Origin of the sequence: Psychromonas sp. 14N.309.X.WAT.B.A12, from assembly GCF_030397575.1 — a bacterium.
GTDB lineage: Bacteria > Pseudomonadota > Gammaproteobacteria > Enterobacterales > Psychromonadaceae > Psychromonas.
Map to the genome: position 1 here is coordinate 1 of NZ_JAPNXS010000010.1, position 20,851 is coordinate 20,851.

At 38.2% G+C, this 20,851-nt stretch carries 19 protein-coding genes; 7 read left to right on the forward strand and 12 right to left on the reverse strand.

Annotation, left to right across the window (positions count from 1 at the left end):
- Positions 1-416: 416 nt before the first annotated feature.
- Positions 417-956, reverse strand: coding sequence for an oligoribonuclease (gene orn, locus OW492_RS12995; RefSeq protein WP_290040542.1), 540 nt, complete (start codon positions 954-956; stop codon positions 417-419).
- Between the two features lie 95 nt (positions 957-1,051).
- Here orn and rsgA point away from each other — a divergent pair, with 95 nt between their 5' ends.
- The 6 genes from rsgA (at position 1,052) to OW492_RS13025 (ending at position 7,862) form a co-directional block, all read left to right on the forward strand.
- Complete coding sequence (rsgA, locus tag OW492_RS13000) at positions 1,052-2,092, forward strand: small ribosomal subunit biogenesis GTPase RsgA (protein WP_290040543.1); 1,041 nt, start codon at positions 1,052-1,054, stop codon at positions 2,090-2,092.
- A gap of 57 nt (positions 2,093-2,149) precedes the next feature.
- Positions 2,150-3,001: an archaetidylserine decarboxylase gene (gene asd, locus OW492_RS13005; protein WP_290040545.1), complete on the forward strand. Its 852-nt coding sequence runs from the start codon at positions 2,150-2,152 to the stop codon at positions 2,999-3,001.
- A 52-nt stretch (positions 3,002-3,053) separates the two neighbouring features.
- Positions 3,054-4,592 carry a threonine ammonia-lyase, biosynthetic gene (gene ilvA / locus OW492_RS13010; RefSeq protein WP_290040546.1) on the forward strand — a complete coding sequence of 513 codons (1,539 nt, stop codon included), beginning with the start codon at positions 3,054-3,056 and terminating at the stop codon, positions 4,590-4,592.
- 9 nt (positions 4,593-4,601) lie between these two features.
- Complete coding sequence (locus OW492_RS13015) at positions 4,602-5,675, forward strand: potassium channel family protein (RefSeq protein ID WP_290040548.1); 1,074 nt, start codon at positions 4,602-4,604, stop codon at positions 5,673-5,675.
- A 90-nt stretch (positions 5,676-5,765) separates the two neighbouring features.
- Positions 5,766-6,677 carry a MotA/TolQ/ExbB proton channel family protein gene (locus OW492_RS13020; protein WP_290040553.1) on the forward strand — a complete coding sequence of 304 codons (912 nt, stop codon included), beginning with the start codon at positions 5,766-5,768 and terminating at the stop codon, positions 6,675-6,677.
- Between the two features lie 39 nt (positions 6,678-6,716).
- On the forward strand, positions 6,717-7,862 hold the full coding sequence (locus tag OW492_RS13025) for an energy transducer TonB (RefSeq protein ID WP_290040555.1): 1,146 nt from the start codon (positions 6,717-6,719) through the stop codon (positions 7,860-7,862).
- 609 nt (positions 7,863-8,471) lie between these two features.
- Here the strand turns inward: OW492_RS13025 and parE are convergent.
- From parE to nudF, 4 genes are all read right to left on the reverse strand, one after another.
- On the reverse strand, positions 8,472-10,361 hold the full coding sequence (parE, locus tag OW492_RS13030) for a DNA topoisomerase IV subunit B (RefSeq protein ID WP_290040557.1): 1,890 nt from the start codon (positions 10,359-10,361) through the stop codon (positions 8,472-8,474).
- Positions 10,362-10,456: 95 nt separating this feature from the next.
- A complete protein-coding gene (locus tag OW492_RS13035) occupies positions 10,457-11,044 on the reverse strand; it encodes a YqiA/YcfP family alpha/beta fold hydrolase (RefSeq protein ID WP_290040559.1) in 588 nt (195 codons plus the stop codon).
- Positions 11,045-11,063: 19 nt separating this feature from the next.
- Positions 11,064-11,900: a 3',5'-cyclic-AMP phosphodiesterase gene (cpdA, locus tag OW492_RS13040; protein WP_290040562.1), complete on the reverse strand. Its 837-nt coding sequence runs from the start codon at positions 11,898-11,900 to the stop codon at positions 11,064-11,066.
- Positions 11,901-12,071: 171 nt separating this feature from the next.
- Positions 12,072-12,668 carry an ADP-ribose diphosphatase gene (gene nudF, locus OW492_RS13045; RefSeq protein WP_290040564.1) on the reverse strand — a complete coding sequence of 199 codons (597 nt, stop codon included), beginning with the start codon at positions 12,666-12,668 and terminating at the stop codon, positions 12,072-12,074.
- Between the two features lie 422 nt (positions 12,669-13,090).
- Here nudF and OW492_RS13050 point away from each other — a divergent pair, with 422 nt between their 5' ends.
- Positions 13,091-14,428, forward strand: a complete 1,338-nt coding sequence (locus OW492_RS13050) for a TolC family outer membrane protein (RefSeq protein ID WP_290040566.1) — start codon at positions 13,091-13,093, stop codon at positions 14,426-14,428.
- A 69-nt stretch (positions 14,429-14,497) separates the two neighbouring features.
- Here OW492_RS13050 and hldE read toward each other — a convergent pair whose 3' ends face one another.
- From hldE to ffh, 7 genes are all read right to left on the reverse strand, one after another.
- Complete coding sequence (gene hldE, locus OW492_RS13055; protein WP_290040567.1) at positions 14,498-15,940, reverse strand: bifunctional D-glycero-beta-D-manno-heptose-7-phosphate kinase/D-glycero-beta-D-manno-heptose 1-phosphate adenylyltransferase HldE; 1,443 nt, start codon at positions 15,938-15,940, stop codon at positions 14,498-14,500.
- A gap of 91 nt (positions 15,941-16,031) precedes the next feature.
- Entirely contained in the window at positions 16,032-16,403 is a 372-nt protein-coding gene (locus OW492_RS13060; RefSeq protein WP_290040568.1) for a YbaN family protein, read from the reverse strand.
- Positions 16,404-16,982: 579 nt separating this feature from the next.
- Entirely contained in the window at positions 16,983-17,333 is a 351-nt protein-coding gene (rplS, locus tag OW492_RS13065; RefSeq protein ID WP_113818297.1) for a 50S ribosomal protein L19, read from the reverse strand.
- A 42-nt stretch (positions 17,334-17,375) separates the two neighbouring features.
- Positions 17,376-18,122, reverse strand: a complete 747-nt coding sequence (gene trmD / locus OW492_RS13070; protein ID WP_290040569.1) for a tRNA (guanosine(37)-N1)-methyltransferase TrmD — start codon at positions 18,120-18,122, stop codon at positions 17,376-17,378.
- A 19-nt stretch (positions 18,123-18,141) separates the two neighbouring features.
- The gene (gene rimM / locus OW492_RS13075) at positions 18,142-18,669 is read right to left on the reverse strand and encodes a ribosome maturation factor RimM (RefSeq protein ID WP_290040570.1); all 528 of its coding nucleotides are present in this window, start codon (positions 18,667-18,669) and stop codon (positions 18,142-18,144) included.
- Positions 18,670-18,695: 26 nt separating this feature from the next.
- Complete coding sequence (rpsP, locus tag OW492_RS13080) at positions 18,696-18,944, reverse strand: 30S ribosomal protein S16 (protein ID WP_028869134.1); 249 nt, start codon at positions 18,942-18,944, stop codon at positions 18,696-18,698.
- A 208-nt stretch (positions 18,945-19,152) separates the two neighbouring features.
- A complete protein-coding gene (gene ffh / locus OW492_RS13085) occupies positions 19,153-20,577 on the reverse strand; it encodes a signal recognition particle protein (protein ID WP_290040571.1) in 1,425 nt (474 codons plus the stop codon).
- Positions 20,578-20,851 lie beyond the last annotated feature (274 nt).

A 20,851-nucleotide genomic window follows, 5' to 3' on the forward strand; every position in this document is an offset into this window, starting at 1 on the left:
AACTCGTGACCCCAACCTTGGCAAGGTTGTGCTCTACCAACTGAGCTAGTACCGCATCACATTTTCCTGTAGCGGCTAGTAAAGCATTTGGTGATGCCTGTCCGTTACGAGGTGCGAATTATAGAGATGGCGGTAATGATTGCAAGCTTTTTTTAGCTATTTTCTACTTAACTTAGTTTGCTTGCAGAGTTTTTGAGCAACGGCCTAATGACTTGTCTAAAAAGCGACCGAATAAATCTCAACTCAGGATACGCCAAACCATATAATACCGCTATTCCCGCAGGTTTCAGCGTTAAATCACCGACCAATAGCCAGCGATTACTACGATAATTCGCCTTGACCATGCAAAACTAACGGCATTAAATAATGAGATAAAATAAGAAATTGAATTACGTACTAATCGCACCGAGTTGAAGTTAATAAGTAAAAAAGTGCTTCTGGTAATGCTGTAATTCAGAAATTGATTCTTTAATATCTTGTAACGCTAGATGGGTACCAGACTTTTTATGTGCAGCTACCATCTCCGGAGCCCAACGACGACCTAATTCCTTAATAGTACTCACATCAATACTACGGTAATGGAAAAAAGCTTCCAAGGTTGGCATATGTTTCACCATAAAACGACGATCTTGACCGATGCTATTTCCACACAATGGTGCCGCACCTGCTGGTACCCATTCTTTAAGAAAATCAAGCGTCGCCTGTTCTGCTTGAGCACAACTAATATCACTGGCTTTTACACGCGCAGTTAACCCTGAATTACCATGATGTTCAGTACACCAATCATCCATTGCATCTAATGCAGCATCGCTTTGATGAATTACAAACTGTGGGCCTTCCGCTAAAATATTTAAATCGCTATCAGTAACAATAGTGGCAATCTCAATAATTTTATCGGTATCAGGGTTCAACCCGGTCATCTCTAAGTCAATCCACACCAAATTATCTTTATTCATTTTCCTAACACCCTTTTATATTGATGAATCGCTATTTAATATAAGAATAGAGTATAATACTCGATTAAAATCACCAGTGGTAGCAAAGGAAGTCTGTGGCTAAGAAGAAAAAACTCAGTAAAAACCAAATCCGTCGTGTTCAAAGCAATCATAACAAACGCTTAACACCTAAAAGCGACACGCAATGGGATGAAGCTGAACTCGGTCCGCAACTCGAAGGGTTAGTGGTTAGTCGATTTGGGCAACATGCAGATATTGAAGATGACCAAGGTAAAGTAGAACGTTGTACATTGCGCCGCTCAATCCGATCTTTAGTGACTGGCGATCGCGTAGTATGGCGTGCAGGCAAAGAGTCCCATCAAGGGATCAGCGGTGTGATTGAAGCCGTTCACCCTCGTAAAACCGTATTAACTCGTCCAGATTATTATGATGGCATCAAGCCGATTGCAGCGAATATCGATCACATCATTATTGTTAGCTCTATTGCTCCTGAGTTTTCTCGTAACATTATCGACCGCTACCTTGTCGCTTGTGAAGATATTGGTATTACTCCAATCATCGTATTGAATAAAGTCGATTTACTAGATGAAGAATCAGCAAAACTTATTGATAAAGAGTTACAAAGCTACCGAGATATTGGTTATCAGGTTATTTATAGCTCTAAATTAGGTGATGGTTTAGACCACCTAAAATCAGTGATGAAAGATAAGGTGAATATCTTTGTAGGGCAATCTGGTGTAGGTAAAACATCACTGCTTAATATGCTATTACCTGAAGTTGAAGCGTTAACTGGTGAAATATCAGAAGGTTCAGGATTAGGTAAACATACCACCACCACAGCTCGCCTGTATCATTTTACAGAAGGGGGTGACTTAATTGATAGCCCAGGGATTCGCGAGTTCTCGCTTTGGCACTTGGAAGCAGAACGTATTGCCAGTGGATTCATAGAATTTAGAGAGTTTTTAGGCGGTTGTCGCTTTAGAGACTGTAAACACCAAGCAGATCCTGGTTGTGCACTTGTAGCTGCCGTTGAAGATGGACATATTGATAGTGCTCGATTCAATAGTTTCCTGCGTATTTTAGAAACAATGGATGATGCAAAAAATGCGCGTCATCGCGATCCTAATGTGTACTAACGACTACATATTAGTGAGCTTTATACTTTAATTACATTAAAAACAGAGAGTTTTAATATGAACGACCAAATGAAAATCGTTTTTCAATATATTCTGCCGAAACATTTATTCACCTTTATTGCCGGTAAATTAGCAGAAGCTAAGATGGGGGCATTCACCACCTTCTTAATTAAAAAATTCATTAAGCAGTTCAATATCGATATGAGTGAAGCAAAACACTCTGAAGCAGAAGATTTTGATACCTTTAACGACTTTTTTACCCGTGAACTAAAAAGTGGTTTACGCCCTATTGTTGAAGGTGATGAAAACCTGGCTATTCCAGTCGATGGCTGTATTAGTCAACAGGGAGAGATTAAACAAGGTCGCATTTTCCAAGCTAAAGGCCATGACTTTAGCTTACGTGAATTGTTAGGGGGAAGAGATGATGTTGCAGCACCATTCGATGATGGTCTATTTTCTACTATTTATTTGGCACCTAAAGATTACCACCGCATCCATATGCCTATTACCGGTAAATTAGAGAAGCTCATTTTTATCCCTGGTGACCTATTCTCAGTAAACCCATTAACGGCACAAAATGTACCTAATTTATTTGCTCGTAATGAACGTGCTGTGGCCATTTTCTCAACGGCAATTGGACCAATGGCAATGGTATTAGTCGGTGCGACTATTGTGGGTAGCATTGAAACCGTATGGGAAGGTACTTTAAAAGCACCAAAAAACAAAGAACTACAATACTGGGATTACCAAGATCAAGAGATAGTGATCGAAAAAGGCCAAGAGATGGGCCGCTTTAAACTAGGTAGTACTATTGTTGCCCTATTCCCTAAAGATAGTATAGAGTTTGACGAGCAACTTGAACCCTCTAGTGTGACGCGTTTAGGTAAGCTATTTGCAACAGTAAAATAAACGATTTGCTCCACAGCAGTAAAAGACAAAAATAATAATAACAAGGCCTGTAATGTCAAACATCACCAGTGAACAATATTTAAAAAACATCTTATTAGCACCTATCTATGAAGCTGCTATTGAGACAAAGCTACAACCTTTAAATAAATTATCTAAGCGTTTAGATAACCATATTTTACTGAAACGAGAAGACTTACAGCCAGTTCATTCTTTTAAACTACGTGGTGCTTATAATAAATTAGCCAGCTTAACTGACGCTCAAAAGGCAAACGGTGTCATTGCTGCTTCTGCCGGTAACCATGCGCAAGGCCTTGCTTTATCAGCACAAAGGATGGGTGTAAAAGCCACTATCGTAATGCCAAAAACAACGCCAGATATTAAAGTTAACTCTGTGCGTAGTTTTGGTGCAACCGTGGTACTTATCGGAGAAAGTTTTGACGCGGCCAACGCTCATTCATTAGCGTTGGCAGAGCAACATGGTTATACCCTAATCCACCCTTTTGATGACCCAGATATTATTGCTGGTCAAGGCACTGTGGGTAAAGAACTACTTCAACAAGATGCACATATTGATAAAATATTTGTACCTGTGGGCGGCGGCGGTTTAGCAGCTGGTATTGCGGTATATATTAAGCAATTGCTACCACATATTAAAATTATTGCCGTTGAACCAGAAGATGCAGCCTGCTTGCAAGCAGCATTAGCTGCTGGCGAGCCCGTTACCCTACCTAAAGTAGGATTATTTGCTGATGGTGTTGCAGTAAAAACCATCGGTAAAGAAACCTTCCGTTTATGCCAACAATATATCGACGAAGTGATTACTGTAAACAGTGATGAAATTTGTGCTTCGGTTAAAGATATCTTTGATGATACTCGTGCCATTGCAGAACCCGCTGGCGCACTATCACTTGCAGGGTTAAAGAAGTACGCTCATCAACATCAATTAAAAGGTCAACGCTTAACGGCTATTTTAAGTGGTGCTAACGTTAACTTTCATAGCTTACGTTATGTTTCAGAACGCTGTGAATTAGGCGAGCAAAACGAAAGTATCTTAGCCGTGACTATCCCCGAAAAACAAGGTGCATTTTTAGCTTTCTGTAATCAATTAGATGGACGTGCTATCACAGAATTTAACTATCGTTATAGCGATAGCCAGTCCGCGAATATTTTTGTTGGTGTAAGAACACCGCAAGGATTCGATGAATTAACCAGCTTAACCGAAGGGTTAATCGATGCAGGTTACCCAGTGACAGATTTAAGTCATGATGAAACGGCTAAGTTACATGTTCGTTATATGGTCGGCGGAGTCCCTTCTCAGCAACTCACAGAGCGCTTGTATAGCTTTGAATTTCCTGAGCATCCTAACGCCCTATTAAAGTTTTTAAATCTACTCGGCATGCACGCAAACATCACTTTATTTCACTATCGTAATCACGGTGCCGCCTACGGGCAAGTACTCGCAGGATTTGAGGTAGATGACACACAAACAGCTGAATTTAGTCAACATTTAGATGCACTGGGTTATAGTTATAAAGACGAAACCCTTAACCCTGCATATCGATACTTTTTATCACATGCTAACAATAACTAAGATAGTCACATGCGTACTTATTTATCGTCATCAGAATTAGCTAGAATTTTACAAAAGCTGACTCGCAGATTAACGTGGCCAGCGATGTTGGCCTTATTATTAATGCAAGCAGCCATTACCTATTTTTTATTTGTGCTTGCACAAGAATCAGAGTTAATCTCAGATCCTGTCAGGTTCTTTTATTATAATATGGTTGTAGTATCAACAGTCGGCTTTGGCGATTTCAGTCCCACAACGGATTTAGGTAAAGCAATAGTCGCACTCTGGCAAATCCCATCGGGTTTGATTGTATTTGCTTCATTTATCGGTAAAACAACACAACTATTCATTGATATAGCGAGAAAAAATATGAACGGTAGTAATGACTACTCACACTTAACTGACCATATTCTACTGTTATGTTGGGATGAGCATTCAACAAACCAAATTGTGCAGCTAATTTTAGGTGATAAAAAGCGCCAACAACGCCGCATTTTGTTGTGTGTTACACAAGATATGAAAAACCCTCTACCTGATGTTGAAGAGGTCTCTTTTGCGAAATTAGGTGCTTTCTCTGATACCAAAGAATTAGATCGTATCGCATTACGAAAAGCACAACGAATTATTATAGATGGTAAGTCTGATGACGAAACCTTATCTATCGCCCTAAGTATTGCCACTTTTGCCGATAAAAATGCCAATATTACTGCACATTTTTTTGATGAAACGAAAGCTCAACTATTAAAAATTCACTGCCCTAATATTGAATGTAGCATTGATAACAGTGCACAAATGATGGTCAGAAGCATGCAAGATCCAGGCTCAAGTAAGGTTACTGAAAAGCTTTTATCAACGCTAGATGGCGCAACGTTATACAGTTTTTTAGTACCGAGCCTTGAAAAAAGCATTACTTTTGGCGAGCTATTTGACACTTTTAAACACCATTATGACATGATTTTAATTGGTTTCAGTAAACATAAAAATGGTCAAGAGATGAACTTAAACCCAAATAGTAACAGCTTGGTGAATAGCGGTTTTTACCTGCATTATATTGCCCATGAACGCCTTGATGAAAATGATATAAATTGGAAAGAGATCAAATAAATAACAAGTAAGCCGAATAAAGTGGGAAGTTCTTCTAATTTCTATTATTCTAAGTATTATTAACTTTAGAATGCTAGGATGCAGTAGATAATGAGTACAGGTATGTCTCCCTCACACTTTTTAACGTGGTTAGATCCCATAACACAATATATGCCAACTTGGTTTCAACAAGGTGGCTCTATTATGTGGTTATTGCTATTACTGTCGATTATTACTAACGTCGTTATTTTAGAGCGATTATTCTTTTGGTTTATTTACAGTTTACAAAAAGAACGCTACATCGTACAAGAATGCTTTGCCGCCCTAACAAGACAACAAAAAACCGAAGCTTTACTTGCTTGCCAAGCTCTTAAAAGTCCTGCGTTAACTATGCTTCAAGAAGGCATCAATCTATTACCTTTATCACCTAAAGAGCGCATGACTTATGCTCAAAAAATACAGATAAGTCAAATGTCACGAGGTCAAAAGTTATTACGTTCAGCTATGTTTATCACCCCTATATTAGGCTTATCTGGTGCGCTGTTAATATTGACTCAATCCTTTGATATGTTTAGCCATCAAACAATACAAGATGCAGCAGTAATTATTCCTAGTATTGCTCAGGCACTTATTCCCCTTACTTGTAGTGTTGCGATACTGCTACTTATTTTAGTACCACATCAACTATTTCGTTCTCTATTGATAAAGCAAACATTACATCTAGAAAATATCAGACATCAGTTCCATCATATTTGTATGCAACATCACCTAGTTCAAACTTCAGAAGAAGCTCCCTCCCCTAAAGAAGAAGTCGTTAAACAAGAAAATAAACCGGTATCAGAGCAACAAGAAATGCCATACCACTATGAGTTCTCAGATGAAACAGGTGAGGTGCACGTAGCGATTCATGAACAAACAGAAGCAATTAAGCAGGTTCCTCATTCAGCCATTGCAAAAATGTATAATCAGGAACTAGCCTTAGGAAAAACAAAATCTTACGAACATACTAATAAACTTCAATAGGCACTCGCTTAAGTAATCTAGATAGAGTAAAAATATTCCATGAAAACGTCATATCATTATTTTACATTTATTATTATTAGTCTGTTGTTGCACTATTTATTCTTTTATTTAATAGATATTAACTCAGAGAGTGAGCAAGCACTTAGCAATACTCAACTTGTCAACACTCAGCCTATTGCAGTGCGAACTATTACAGCTCAAACTAACAAAATACCTAACGCTGCCACTAATTTAGATGAATCAAAGTTAGACACACAGATAGATGAAGCAGAACAAAGTATAGATGCAACGACAATCAGCGCTGACAATATAATGACCACGCATAAAGCAGCTGAAATAGATGTTAAAAATCAAACGCTTTCAGAGCAGCAAACGAAGATAGAAGCAGTTTACACACCAGCACTCAATAGTAAAAGTCTCAACACATTGCAGACGCAACGGACTCAAGACGAACAAGCAAAGCAAAAACACATTGAAGAGGAAGCATTGGCAGCCCAACAAGCGATTGTGACGCAACCAGAGCTTATTATAACTTCGACAGTTCAAAGCGATGGCGATGACCTAAGTAAAGAGCCGCTAAAACTCAGTAATGCAGGTTATTCAGTTAACCTTAAAACACATAAAGCAACTGAAGCCGCTTTATTAAAAGCAGACCTATTTGAACAAGAAATAGTGAATTTACCTAAGTTACCTAAGAAAAGAAGTGTTAAAAAGAAGGTGTTGGTGAGTTCTACAACATCGCCAATAAAAACACCAAAACCAATAAGTAATAACTTAACAACTGCTAACACGATGCATGAAAGTGTAATCAACGACAAAGCAATAGCTAAAACAACAATTAAGACAACAGCTAAAACCGCTAAACCGACCTTTAAGCCTAAAGTCGATACTGAATTACTTAGCCTAAGCGACACCATTAAATTACCGGAAGCCGTTGCCATATCAGGTAAAAAACCCAGCTACCCAGAGGTTGCAGCGAAACTAAACAAAAAAGGACAAGTTGTCGCGTCTATGACAGTATTACCAACAGGCAGCACCAAGGAGGCAGAAATTCTAAAATCCAGTGGGTCTAAAGAGTTAGATCAGGCTGTTATAGAGTTTATCGTACAGGAGCGTTTTATGCCTAGTTTACAAGGACAGGATAAAGTATCTAGCAAACAGGTATTCTCATTCAGTTATGAATAATTCATCGCCACTAAAGTATAAGCTGCTCATATTAACTAAGCAGCTATCGCTATAACAACGATAAACTACACTGTTATGCAGACATACTCCCGAGGAGCGATGATATGAAATATTTAATGATAGGATTAACAGAGTTACTGACATTGTCAGCAGCGGTAAATTTGGATGCCGAAAGCGTAGAGATAGCATTAAGGACAAGCTAGATAGTTATCAAAATGATTCTTGTTTAGATATCATTGGAGGAAAACAAATAGCCCCTCAAAAAGCTTACAAGTACATACTTGTTATAAGCTATAAAGGCACTCTGGCTAGCGGATAACTTTTTGAAAGTAACAATATTGCCAAGACCCTTTTTTATCACTCAATTTAATGTCTGCACACATTTATCAGAAAGAAAGGAAGACGCTCTGAGAACACCAAGGGACTTCTTCTTCTACTCACTCCAAAAAAGTCATCTCACAAAAATGTAGCGAAAACCGCGATATTTTCCCAACAGTGTTTTACCCGTGTACTGGCATTTAATAAGTGATTCATTAGCCAGCTATCACAATAATAACAATAACTGTTAATACTACACTAATCGACTAACGAGGCCATTGACGATTGATATTAGTCAATCGCAGCCATATCACCACTTTCTTCTAACCAAGTTTTACGGTCACCTGCACGCTTTTTAGCTAATAACATATCCATCATTTCTAACATTTTATCTGCGTCTTCGATGGTTAGTTGCACTAAACGACGGGTATTTGGATCCATGGTGGTTTCACGCAGTTGTAATGGGTTCATTTCACCCAAACCTTTAAATCGCTGCACATTTACTTTGCCACGCTTTTTCTCAGCTTCAATGCGATCTAAAATGCCATTCTTTTCAGCTTCATCAAGGGCATAATAGACCTCTTTACCAATATCAATTCGGTATAAAGGAGGCATAGCAACATAAAAATGACCTGCATCTACAACCGCTCTAAAGTGCTTTACAAATAGCGCACAAATCAGTGTGGCGATATGTAGTCCATCTGAATCGGCATCGGCTAAGATGCATATTTTTCCATAACGTAACGCTGATAAATCACTAGAAGCTGGGTCAATACCAATAGCAACTGAGATATTATGGATCTCTTCAGAATTTAGAATGATATCCGACTCGTCTTCCCATGTATTCTTGATCTTTCCGCGTAGTGGCATAATCGCTTGAAACTCTCGATCTCTGGCTTGTTTTGCACTCCCTCCCGCCGAGTCACCTTCCACTAAAAATAACTCCCCGCGCTCCGGGTCTTGTGTCGAACAATCCGTCAACTTACCTGGTAAAGCAGGCCCTTGAGTAACCTTTTTACGTGCCACTTTTTTACTTTTACGATTTCGTGTTTGAGCGTTGTTAATACAAAAGTCAGCAAGTATTTCAGCTTCAGTCACATTGGCGTTTAACCACAAACTAAATGCATCTTTCACAACACCGGAAACAAACACAGCACATTGGCGAGACGATAAACGTTCTTTCGTTTGCCCTGCAAATTGAGGCTCTTTAATTTTAACTGATAAGATATAACTACATTTATCCCAAATATCCTCTGGGCTTAACTTCAAGCCACGCGGTAGTAAATTACGAATATCACAAAACTCACGCATAGCATCCAATAACCCCTGACGGAAACCATTTACATGGGTCCCGCCTTGCGCTGTCGGAATAAGGTTTACATAACTCTCAGTAATTGAGTCGCCACCTTCAGGTAACCAGACCACAGCCCAATCGGCCATTTCATTGTTAGCAGAGAACTTACCAACAAAGGGTGCAGAAGGTAGTAACTCATTTTCAGCAACAGCTTCTAATAAATAGTCATTAAGACCATCTTGATAGCACCATTCATAATTATTTTTATTTACACGATCTTTAAATTTAATGCTTAAACCCGGGCATAAAACAGCTTTTGCTTTTAACAAGTGCAATAAACGAGACACGGAAAATTTAAAGCTATCAAAGTATTTAGGATCAGGTCTAAAGTGAACGCTCGTACCGGTATTACGTTTACCACAAACACCTATTTCACTTAGTTCTTCAACTTTATCGCCATTTTCAAAGGCGATATGAAACACTTTTGCATCGCGACGAATCTGTACATCCACTCGCGTTGATAAGGCATTTACTACTGAGATACCTACCCCATGTAAACCACCTGATATTTCATAGTTTTTACCAGAAAATTTGCCCCCAGCATGTAGCTTACAAAAGATTAGCTCGACACCTGTTATTTTCTCTTCTGGGTGAATATCAATAGGCATACCTCGACCATCATCTATGACTTCTAAAGATTGATCTTCATGCAAAATAACTTGAATTGAACTTGCGTGGCCGGCTAATGCTTCATCTACAGAGTTATCAATAACTTCCTGACCTAAATGGTTAGGACGATTAGTCTCTGTATACATACCTGGTCGATGGCGAACGGGATCTAGTCCGTTTAATACTTCAATGGAATCCGAATTATACTGTTCGCTCATGCATGCACCTATTTGACGTCTATTATGTAGTGTTGATCTTGGGTTATTTTTCTGTGCTTAAGTTAACACAGAACAAATATATTGATTGTATGTATTTAATAAAGAAAGTGAATTATTTCTGCTAAGTAGCGTTCGAAACCAACAAAACTATGATCGCCTCCCTTCTCACAAGTTATTTTACACTGAGAGTACTTTTGTAAAGCATCGCGATAATCCAACACTTCATCGTCTTCTTGTAACAACACCCAAATATTTTCAGGGTGACTTATATTGTCAACGTTCAAAGCAACGAGTTGCTGAACATAATCTTGATCAATAAAGTAATCTTCCAATAAATGCGGATGAGTTTGCTTACCTTGATAGCGTGTCAATAATAAATCAGGCGTCACCGCTGGATTAATCAAAATCACCTTCGCCGTATATTGTTGTGCGACTTTAGTTGCTAAAAATCCGCCTAAAGAGCTACCCATCACAGTAATTTCACAACCGGTATATTGATTAAAAATAGATTTAATCGTTTCCCACATTTGTTGAGGAAAAACGGGAAGTTGTGGACAAACAAAATGGATATCGGGATGTTCTGAAGCTAGGTATTCACGCATTTGTTGCGCTTTTAATGAACCAGGAGAACTGTGAAAACCGTGTAACGAAAGTAAAACTTTAGTTATATTAGGGTCTCTCATTTTACCTCTTTATATAATATTAATAGCCTGTTGCGTTTTCATCTGTTGTAAATTCACCAGCTTTGAGTCGCTCTACTTGAGTTTCTATTTTACCTGACTTTGTTAATACTAAATAGCGATATCCAGGCGGTTTATCATCAAGTGCGAAATCATCACTTTGAGGTTTAAACTGAACACAGGTTGACGGGCTCGTTATATAACGTACTTTATTTTTGACAGTATCAAATGATTGATGAACATGACCAGATAACACCGCATTTACGTTATTAAATTTACTAATCAGTGCGATAAATTGGTCATTGTTTTTAAGAATATGCTGATCTAACCATGCTGCTCCAACCGGTAAAACATGATGGTGTACCGCAATCAAAGTATGTTTATCAGGATGTTGTTGTAGCTTTTGTTCAAGAAATGATAACTGTGAATCGCTTAAATGGCCGTATGGCACCCCTGAGACTTGGGAATCTAATAAGATAATTTGCCAATGTTCGCTAATAATTTGCTTGGTTTGTGCTAACCCTTCAGCCAACAACGATGGCAACATGATTTCTTGCATATCATGATTACCCGGCAACCAATAACAAGGCATCTGCAATGTTTTGATACGGTCACTAAAATCCACGTAAGATTGAGCAGAGTGATCTTGAGATAAATCACCGGTACATAATACCGCGGCACACTGCCCCGCATACTTTGCAGCATGTTTGATAATGGCATCGTAACTGGTAACGGTTTTAATACCCAACAGATCTTTTTCACTATCAGCAAAAAGGTGAGTATCGGTAATTTGTAATAGCTTTATATCCCCTTCGGGGTCAGGCACTAGGTTTACAATTGTCTGATTTACACCATTCATCTATTATCTGTTTCGCTCTGCTGTAATGAAAAAGGCTACTAACTACAGTAGCTTTAATGAAATTTAAGCTAATTATTTTACCATCGTCATAAAAATGAAAATGATTTAATCGTTAAAAATGTCGACAGCGCCACATTTCCGATAAATGAAAGACAAAAATTGTATATTGAGTTAGATATTTAACCCCTCTTTGTGGTTAAGCTCCAACCACTGCAAACCAATAATAGTAATGCCATTATTAATCTTACCTGTTTGTACCCATTTATAAGCTTCTGCCCTTGATACCACATGTACACGAATGTCTTCACCTTCATCGGCTAAACCGAATACACCTTGCACATTAGTGCTGTCCACATTCGCAATAAATAAATCAACCGTTTCAGTAGAGCCACCAGGGCTAACAAAGTAACTCAACATGAATTGGCAGTTTTCAACCACTAAACCAGCTTCTTCATAAGCTTCTCTTATCACAGTTTGTTCCGCGCTTTGCCCTTCATCAATCATACCGGCAATCAATTCTAATAACCAAGGGGAGCGGTCAGAATCTATTGCACCTAAGCGAAATTGCTCAACTAATATCACCTTATCCTGAGCTTTATCATAGGCTAATAAGGCAGCTGCTTTACCTCGCTCAAAACACTCTCTTTCGATAGGCTGATTCCATTCACCCGAAAACAGTTTATGGCGAATAGTCCATTTATTACATTTAAAAAAACCTTTATAAAGTGGTTCATTAGATATTATTTCAACATCATTTTTATCGTACATTTTTTCATCCATTATTTTTTATTTAAGGTATCTAAGCATTAGACTTAATAGCACTCTAATCGCTTTAAAAAATATTACTTTACTCGGTTATTATTGATAGATTAAATGAAACTCATAAATGCATAAAACGCACTAATAAACGATTTACTCGTTTTTTAAAAAGTTATAGGATAATCGTAATAATTAATTGATTAAAATTAATAATTACAGGTCTATATAATTTAAAAAATAACCTTTAAAAATCATTTGGATAGCGTAAAAACATCATAACTAAGTTGGAAAAAATACGAGTCTATTTATATTTTCATTGTATTTCTAAGCAACAAATAATAGTTAATAATAGGTTTTTATAATACCCTACAATAACAAGTATTAGTCTTTCTTCACACGAACAAAAATACATTCAACAGGATCTCTTTACCATGACGCTAAAACGCATTTATATCGCGACCTTATTAGGTTTATCAAGTCTAGCTGTTAATGCAGATACTTTAAAACAAGTATATGAAACAGCTAAATATAAAGATCCGGTAATTTTAAAAAGTAAAGCCGAATATGACCTATACAAAGAACAAATAAACGAATCTAAAGCTGATCTATTACCACAAATTGGATTTGGATTAGATGCGAATAGAGTACAATCAAGCCGCGATACTAGCCGTTACAATTATTTTGGCGCAGGCTTCGATCTAACGCAATCAATCTATAATGGCGCTTATTGGCAAAATGCAGATATTGCTGAAAAACAAGCAGTACAGTTTGGCACTATTTATGGTTATGCTGCGCAAAATTTAATATACCGTGTAGCCGTTGCTTATTTTGATGTATTACGTGCCGATGAGTCAGTAAAGTCAGTTGAAGCAAATAAACGTGCGGTTGAACGTCAATTAGAGCAAACTAAACAACGTTTTGATGTTGGTTTAATTGCCATCACAGACGTACACGAAGCACAGGCTGAGTACGATAGAACGGTGGCAGATTTAATCACAGCAAAAAATACGCTAGCAAACAATTATTATCTATTACGCCAGTTAACCGGCGAAGATGTTAAAAAAGTCACTTATCTTGATACAGAAAACTTTCAACCAGTTGCATTGGAAGGAGATGTAAATGTGTGGCGCAATAAAGCGATTGAACATAATTTGGAACTGCACTCCAAACGTATCGCTAAAGAGCTAGCTAAAATGAATATCGATTTAGCGGAAGCTGGTCATGGTCCAACGATTGATTTCACATTAGACCTAGATTATGACGACTATAATTATGACGACTCAACTTCAAGTTCTTATGCAGCTAAATCAGCAACGGCAGGATTAAGTTTAGATGTACCAATTTACACTGGCGGTTCAATCACTTCACAGGTAAAACAAGCACAGTACAGCTATGTAATGGCTAGCCAAGACTTAGTAGAAACCTTCCGTAGTGCAGAAGTAAGTATTAGTAGTGGTTACAACAACGTACAAGCTTCTGTTAGTTCTGTACGAGCTTATGAGCAAACCGTTATTTCATCACAAAGTGCATTAGATGCAGCTGAAGCAAGCTTTGAAGTAGGTACACGTACGATTGTTGATGTATTGGATGCAACACGTAGCTTATACGAGTCTGAGAACCTATTAGCCAATGCACGTTATGATTACATCATCAACATGCTACAACTGAAATTGTCGGCAGGAACATTAACTGAGCAGGATCTATTTGATATTTCTGCAGGGCTATCAAAGCAAAGCAACGAAAGTCAAAAAAGTAACACTAGCTCTTAATTGAAGTTGTTTAAAAGATGAATAAAAGGGAAGCAGCAGCTTCCCTTTTTTATGGGTTAAATGAACGAGTTATTTAGTATGATTGGCATTACTTCGAATAGTGTTGATTATTTCAGAAGTAGAACAGCCATCTTTGAATTGTAAAACACGTACTTCGCCACCATTAGCAATCACTTCTTCACCGCCAGCAATCTCTTCCGGTTTATAGTCACCACCTTTTACCAATAAGTCAGGCAATACACCTGCAATCAGACGTTGTGGTGTATCTTCGGTGAACTCTACAACCCAATCCACAGCACCTAAACCCGCTAATACGGCCATTCGACGATCCACTGGATTAACAGGTCGGCCATCGCCTTTTAAACGACGGACAGATTGATCGCTATTAACTGCAACGATAAGGCGTTCCCCCTGCTCTCTTGCGGTATTTAGATATGACACATGTCCAGCATGTAAAATATCAAAGCAACCATTTGTCATCACGACTTTTTCACCACGATGCTGCGCTAATTTTACCGCTAACTTTAACTGTTCTTCCGATAACACACCAAAACCAATCTCTTGCTGGCTAAATACTGCATTTGCTAATTCAATAGTATTAACCGTTGAAGTACCAATTTTACCGACAACAACTCCCGCCCCTGCATTCGCTAATGCACAAGCATCTTCAAAACTACTACCAGCAGCAATAGAAGCGGCTAAGACAGCAATAACCGTATCACCAGCACCAGTAACATCAAAAACTTCCTGTGCTTGTGTAGGTAGATGGAAAGGAGCTTGGTTCTCACGAATCAAAGTCATACCATGCTCACTTCGAGTTACTAACATCGCCTCCAAATCTAACTCTTTGACCAATTGAGCGGCACGTTCAAATAATATTTGATCATTTTCACAATGCCCAACGACAGCTTCAAATTCAGATAAGTTAGGTGTTAATAAAGTTGCACCTCGATACTTTTCAAAATCAGTCCCTTTTGGATCCACTAATATTCTTGCACCTTGTTGCTTAGCAATTTGAATCATATTTTGCACGTCAGCAAGTGAGCCTTTATTGTAATCAGAAAAAACAACAACAGGACTTTTACCGCTCAATGCTTTGTTCATATTAGCGATCATTGGCGCACTATCAACATCGCTAAAAGAGGTTTCAAAATCTAGACGAATCAATTGTTGATGACGACTTAATACACGCAATTTAGTAATAGTTGGTGCACTGCTTACAGCAACAAAATCAGTTTCAACGTTTACAGAGTTTAAGCTATCTTTAATTGCTTGAGCGGCTTCATCTTCACCAACTAAACCAATGATATTTGACTTAGCGCCTAAAGCGGCAATATTTAGGGCAACATTGGCAGCACCGCCAGGGCGTTCTTCAATCTGTTTAACATTAACAACAGGAACAGGAGCTTCTGGAGAAATTCGCGCTGCAGGGCCGTGCCAATAGCGATCTAACATTACATCACCAATGACTAATACATTCGCTTTTTCATATTCAGGTAGGGTTATTTTCATTTTATTTATCTCTAAACCATATATCGGCTTAGATTATCACAGACATAATCAAATCACATTTTCAAACATCAAATTTGCAGACAAATAAAGATTAATACTCAGGTAGGCGTCTAATAAATAAAAGTAATATACACATCATGGTGATCAACATTAATTGTAAATATGGCTTTCCAATTAACAGAGAGATAGAGATTAAAAAACTAATCACAACACTTAAGTAAATTGCTGGTTTACGTTCTTTATGGATTTTTTTATGTGCTTGCCAATTTCTCAAGTCATTACCGATACCCGGTAAGTTTAATAGCCATTGTTGAAATTGAGGAGAACTTTTTGAAAAACAAAATAACGCAAGAATAAAGAAAGGGGTAGCTGGCAATAGCGGTAGAATAACGCCTAAAGCACCTAATATAGTCGATATTAAACCGATACTAAATAAAGTATATTTTAATAACAGTGCTCTCATTCGCACTCCCAGTAGGTGATCATATTTATACCCATTCACTATCTAGCAGATTGATTTACTTAGTCCAAACAACTCACTTATGTATGGTAAGTTTGATAAAGAAAATAATCATTAATGAATTGACATATTTTGGTCAATTCTCAAACAGGTGATTAACGACATTAATCTTCAAATGGCATCAATTTATACCTGAATTTAGTTTTTTCTGAAAAATTTAAACACATACTTAATGAAATTAAGTATTACTGGGCTCGTAACTTATTTTGCATTGATACTAGCAGTATTTAACCAAGGGCACTTTTAACCTTCATGATTATTAAAAAATAATAGACTAAAAACAATTAGTTGCAAGTTACACAACTCTAAACATATCCATTAAGAGTTATAATTTTTTGCAGAGAAACATACCTTAATTTAAATTATAGAATGTTGTCTAACCAAAAATTATTTTTATCTATTAATTTTACTTACATAAGTAAAAATATAAGTAAAAAAAAGGCCTGCATCAGCAGACCTTTTTATTATAGCAATTTGCAACTTACATATTTTAGCTTATTTTATTAAGCTAAAATAATGAAATTACTTACCTAGCTTCTCTTTAATACGAGCAGCTTTACCAGTAAGTTCACGTAAGTAGTAAAGTTTAGCTTGGCGAACCAGACCGCGACGTTTAACTTCAACGCTTCCTACAAGTGGGCTGTGAGTTTGGAATACACGCTCAACACCTTCACCGCTCGAGATTTTACGAACTGTGAATGCTGAATGTAAACCACGGTTACGCTTAGCAATAACAACACCTTCAAATGCTTGAAGACGCTCTTTTTCACCTTCTTTTACGCGAACACGTACAACAACAGTATCACCTTGAGAAAACTCAGGGATATCTGTACGAAGTTGTTCGTTTTCAATTGCTTCTATAATCTTGCTCATTTTTATACCTTTTTATGCCTAGTTAACTAATAACATCGCTGTCTAGTTGGAGCTACTGTCCAGAGCAGCAAGCAATTTTGCTTGCTCGTCAGTCAGAGCTAGGTTTTGTAATAAATCGGGTCTTCTTTGTTTCGTGCGTTGTAATGATTGAGTTAATCGCCATTGACGAATTTTCTCGTGATCACCACTCAATAAAACACTTGGCACTTGTTTCCCATCTAACACCTCAGGTCTTGTGTAGTGAGGACAGTCTAACAAGCCATCCGCAAAGGAGTCTTGCTCAGCTGACTGACTATGACCTAGTACACCCGGTACAAAACGTACCACAGCATCCATTAAAATCATTGCCGGTAGCTCACCACCACTTAGCACATAATCACCAACAGACCATTCTTCATCTATTAAGCTTTCGATTATGCGTTCGTCTATCCCTTCATAGCGCCCTGCCACTAATATCAAAGCATCAGAGCTTGATAGTGACTGTGCACCTTGATGGTCTAAACGTCGACCTTGAGGAGAAAGGTAAATCACCTTTGCCTCATGCCCTGCTTCTCTTGCGCTCTGTTTTGCTGCGTTGATTGCATCCCGCAAAGGTTGCACCATCATCAACATACCAGGCCCACCACCATAGGGACGATCATCGACCGTTCTATGTTTATCTAATGTAAAATCACGAGGATTCCAACATTCGATAGAGATCAGGTTATTATTAATCGCTCGACCTGTTACCCCATTTTCGCTAATGGCCCGAAACATGTCCGGGAAGAGGCTAATAACCCCTAACCACATAACTTTTCTCCTAGGGTAATTAGAAATCAGGTTCCCAATTAACAGTAATTAGTTGGCTTGCAATATCAACATTTGATATTACTTGCTCTTCGATGAACGGAATTAACCGTTCTTTTTGCCCAAAAGCATCATTCGAGTTGGCTTTTACAACAAGTACATCATTTGAACCTGTTTCCATCAAATCGGTGACAACACCAAGATGATAACCTTTGTCAGTTTTAACCTGACACCCGACCAAATCTCGCCAGTAAAAGTCAGCTTCCAATTCAGGAAGACTTGATGGATTCACTAAAAGCTCAATACCCACTAAGGCTTGTACTTCTTCACGAACATCATAACCATCTACTTTTGCAACAAAACCTTTATTGTGGCGTTTCCAATCAGTAATAATAACTTCTTGAACTCCACCAGCAGATTTCATTAACAATGGTTTGTATTGAAAAATACTTTCCGGATCATCGGTGTAGGAGTGGACTTTTAACCAGCCTTTGATGCCATATACCGCACCAAACTTGCCTATCTCTATTGGTTGTGCTTTATCGCTCACCGAATATCCCCTTCACCTAACTGCAATTAAGCAGCTACTGCGTTATCTTTTACTAATTTAGCTACACGATCACTTAGCTGTGCGCCAAGACCAACCCAATGGTTGATGCGATCTGTATCTAAACGTAATTTTTCTGATTGACCTTGTGCTGTTGGGTTAAAGAAACCAACTTTTTCAAGGAAACGGCCGTCACGTGGGCTACGGCTATCAGTTACTACCACTTGGTAGAATGGGCGTTTTTTAGCGCCACCACGAGCTAAACGAATAGTTACCATATCGTCCTCTTTATATTGTTAAACGTCGAAAGTCAGTGAATTCTGACCACCTGCTTCTGTAGAAAGCCGCAAAATTATACTCTTATTTGAGAAAAGAACAATCAAAATCACAATTTACAAAGGGTACTTAAGACTAAAAAAGCAAAAAGCCCCGTCGAATCGCTTTCAACGGGGCTTTAGAACCAATTTAGCTAAGCTTTATGGACGCTTATTTTTTACGGAAACCACCTAAACCAGGAGGCATTTTCATCCCACCAGGCATGCCGCCACCCATTCCAGGCATACCACCACCCATCATGCCTTGCATTCCACCCATCATCTTACGCATACCGCCTTTACCAGACATTTTTTTCATCATCTTCTGCATTTGCGTAAACTGTTTAAGTAGTTTGTTCACATCTTGTATTTGAGTACCAGAGCCCATCGCAATACGACGCTTACGTCCGCCTTTAATAATTTCAGGTTTAGCACGCTCTTTTTTGGTCATAGAATTAATGATCGCTTCCATTTGATTGGTTGCTTTATCGTTAACTTGGCTTTTCATCGCCTCAGGCACATTCGACATACCCGGTAATTTATCCATCATCCCCATCATGCCACCCATGCTTTTCATTTGCACTAACTGGTCACGGAAGTCTTCCAGATCAAAACCTTTACCTTTTTGTACTTTGCTCGCTAATTTTGCCGCTTTATCTTTATCGACTTTGGTTTCAAGCTCTTCAATTAATGAAAGCACATCACCCATGCCTAAGATACGAGAGGCAATACGATCTGGGTAGAATGGCTCTAGCGCATCAATTTTCTCCCCCATACCGATAAACTTAATCGGTTTACCAGTAATATGGCGAATAGATAACGCTGCACCACCACGTGCATCACCATCGGCTTTAGTTAGGATAACACCGGTTAATGGTAAAGCTTCGTTAAACGCTTGTGCTGTATTAGCGGCATCTTGACCAGTCATTGCATCAACAACAAACAGTGTTTCAACTGGGTTAATCGCTTGATGAAGATCTTTAATCTCATTCATCATTTCGCCATCAACGTGTAAACGACCGGCAGTATCGACAATAACTACATCAATGAATTTCTTTTTTGCATGCGCAATAGCTGCATTAGCAATATCGATTGGCTTTTGCGTGATATCACTTGGAAAGAACTCAACATCAACCTCAGATGCTAAGGTTTCTAATTGTTTGATTGCCGCTGGACGGTAAATATCCGCACTCACGACTAGAACAGACTTTTTCTCTTTGTTTTTTAATAGTAATGAAAGTTTAGCAACAGAGGTGGTTTTACCCGCACCTTGCAAACCAGCCATCAATAATACAGCTGGCGGCTGGGTTGCTAGATTTAAGTTTTCATTTACTTCACCCATTGCTAATTCAAGCTCGCTTTGTACGATCTTGATAAACGCTTGCCCTGGATTTAGTGTTTTAGTCACTTCTCTACCGATAGCACGCTTTTTAACTGCTTGAATAAAATCACGAACAACAGGTAATGCTACATCCGCTTCTAACAGTGCCATACGCACTTCGCGTAATGTACCTTTGATATTATCTTCTGTTAATCGACCTTTGCCGCTGATATTTTTCAGCGTTTTCGACAATCTGTCCGTTAAGTTCTCAAACATGTTTATGACTCATTGCTATAAATTATTAGGATTCTGCTATTATACCCGTTATCACCCAAGGTGCAAAATACAACAGCAATTGTGATTGTTTAGTGCCACCTCATCGTTAATGCCATTACCTTCTACTAATTCTCACATTTAACTATTTTGATTGTAACCATAATATAAAAAATCTAAATGATAATAGTTATAATTGCTTTTGTGACCAATGAAAAATACTATTAACTTCTCATCTGCCTAATAAAGCTTATAATGTGAGCCCTAAACAGACTCA

Bases quoted from the DNA above. Each gene is read 5' to 3' on its own strand.
- ilvA (WP_290040546.1), top strand. From the start codon at position 3,054: ATGTCAAACATCACCAGTGAACAATATTTAAAAAACATCTTATTAGCA.
- OW492_RS13025 (WP_290040555.1), top strand. From the start codon at position 6,717: ATGAAAACGTCATATCATTATTTTACATTTATTATTATTAGTCTGTTG.
- asd (WP_290040545.1), top strand. From the start codon at position 2,150: ATGAACGACCAAATGAAAATCGTTTTTCAATATATTCTGCCGAAACAT.
- rplS (WP_113818297.1), bottom strand. From the start codon at position 17,333: ATGAGCAAGATTATAGAAGCAATTGAAAACGAACAACTTCGTACAGAT.
- nudF (WP_290040564.1), bottom strand. From the start codon at position 12,668: ATGTACGATAAAAATGATGTTGAAATAATATCTAATGAACCACTTTAT.
- orn (WP_290040542.1), bottom strand. From the start codon at position 956: ATGAATAAAGATAATTTGGTGTGGATTGACTTAGAGATGACCGGGTTG.
- OW492_RS13050 (WP_290040566.1), top strand. From the start codon at position 13,091: ATGACGCTAAAACGCATTTATATCGCGACCTTATTAGGTTTATCAAGT.
- trmD (WP_290040569.1), bottom strand. From the start codon at position 18,122: ATGTGGTTAGGGGTTATTAGCCTCTTCCCGGACATGTTTCGGGCCATT.
- OW492_RS13020 (WP_290040553.1), top strand. From the start codon at position 5,766: ATGAGTACAGGTATGTCTCCCTCACACTTTTTAACGTGGTTAGATCCC.
- parE (WP_290040557.1), bottom strand. From the start codon at position 10,361: ATGAGCGAACAGTATAATTCGGATTCCATTGAAGTATTAAACGGACTA.
- OW492_RS13060 (WP_290040568.1), bottom strand. From the start codon at position 16,403: ATGAGAGCACTGTTATTAAAATATACTTTATTTAGTATCGGTTTAATA.
- OW492_RS13035 (WP_290040559.1), bottom strand. From the start codon at position 11,044: ATGAGAGACCCTAATATAACTAAAGTTTTACTTTCGTTACACGGTTTT.
- OW492_RS13015 (WP_290040548.1), top strand. From the start codon at position 4,602: ATGCGTACTTATTTATCGTCATCAGAATTAGCTAGAATTTTACAAAAG.
- hldE (WP_290040567.1), bottom strand. From the start codon at position 15,940: ATGAAAATAACCCTACCTGAATATGAAAAAGCGAATGTATTAGTCATT.
- ffh (WP_290040571.1), bottom strand. From the start codon at position 20,577: ATGTTTGAGAACTTAACGGACAGATTGTCGAAAACGCTGAAAAATATC.
- rpsP (WP_028869134.1), bottom strand. From the start codon at position 18,944: ATGGTAACTATTCGTTTAGCTCGTGGTGGCGCTAAAAAACGCCCATTC.
- cpdA (WP_290040562.1), bottom strand. From the start codon at position 11,900: ATGAATGGTGTAAATCAGACAATTGTAAACCTAGTGCCTGACCCCGAA.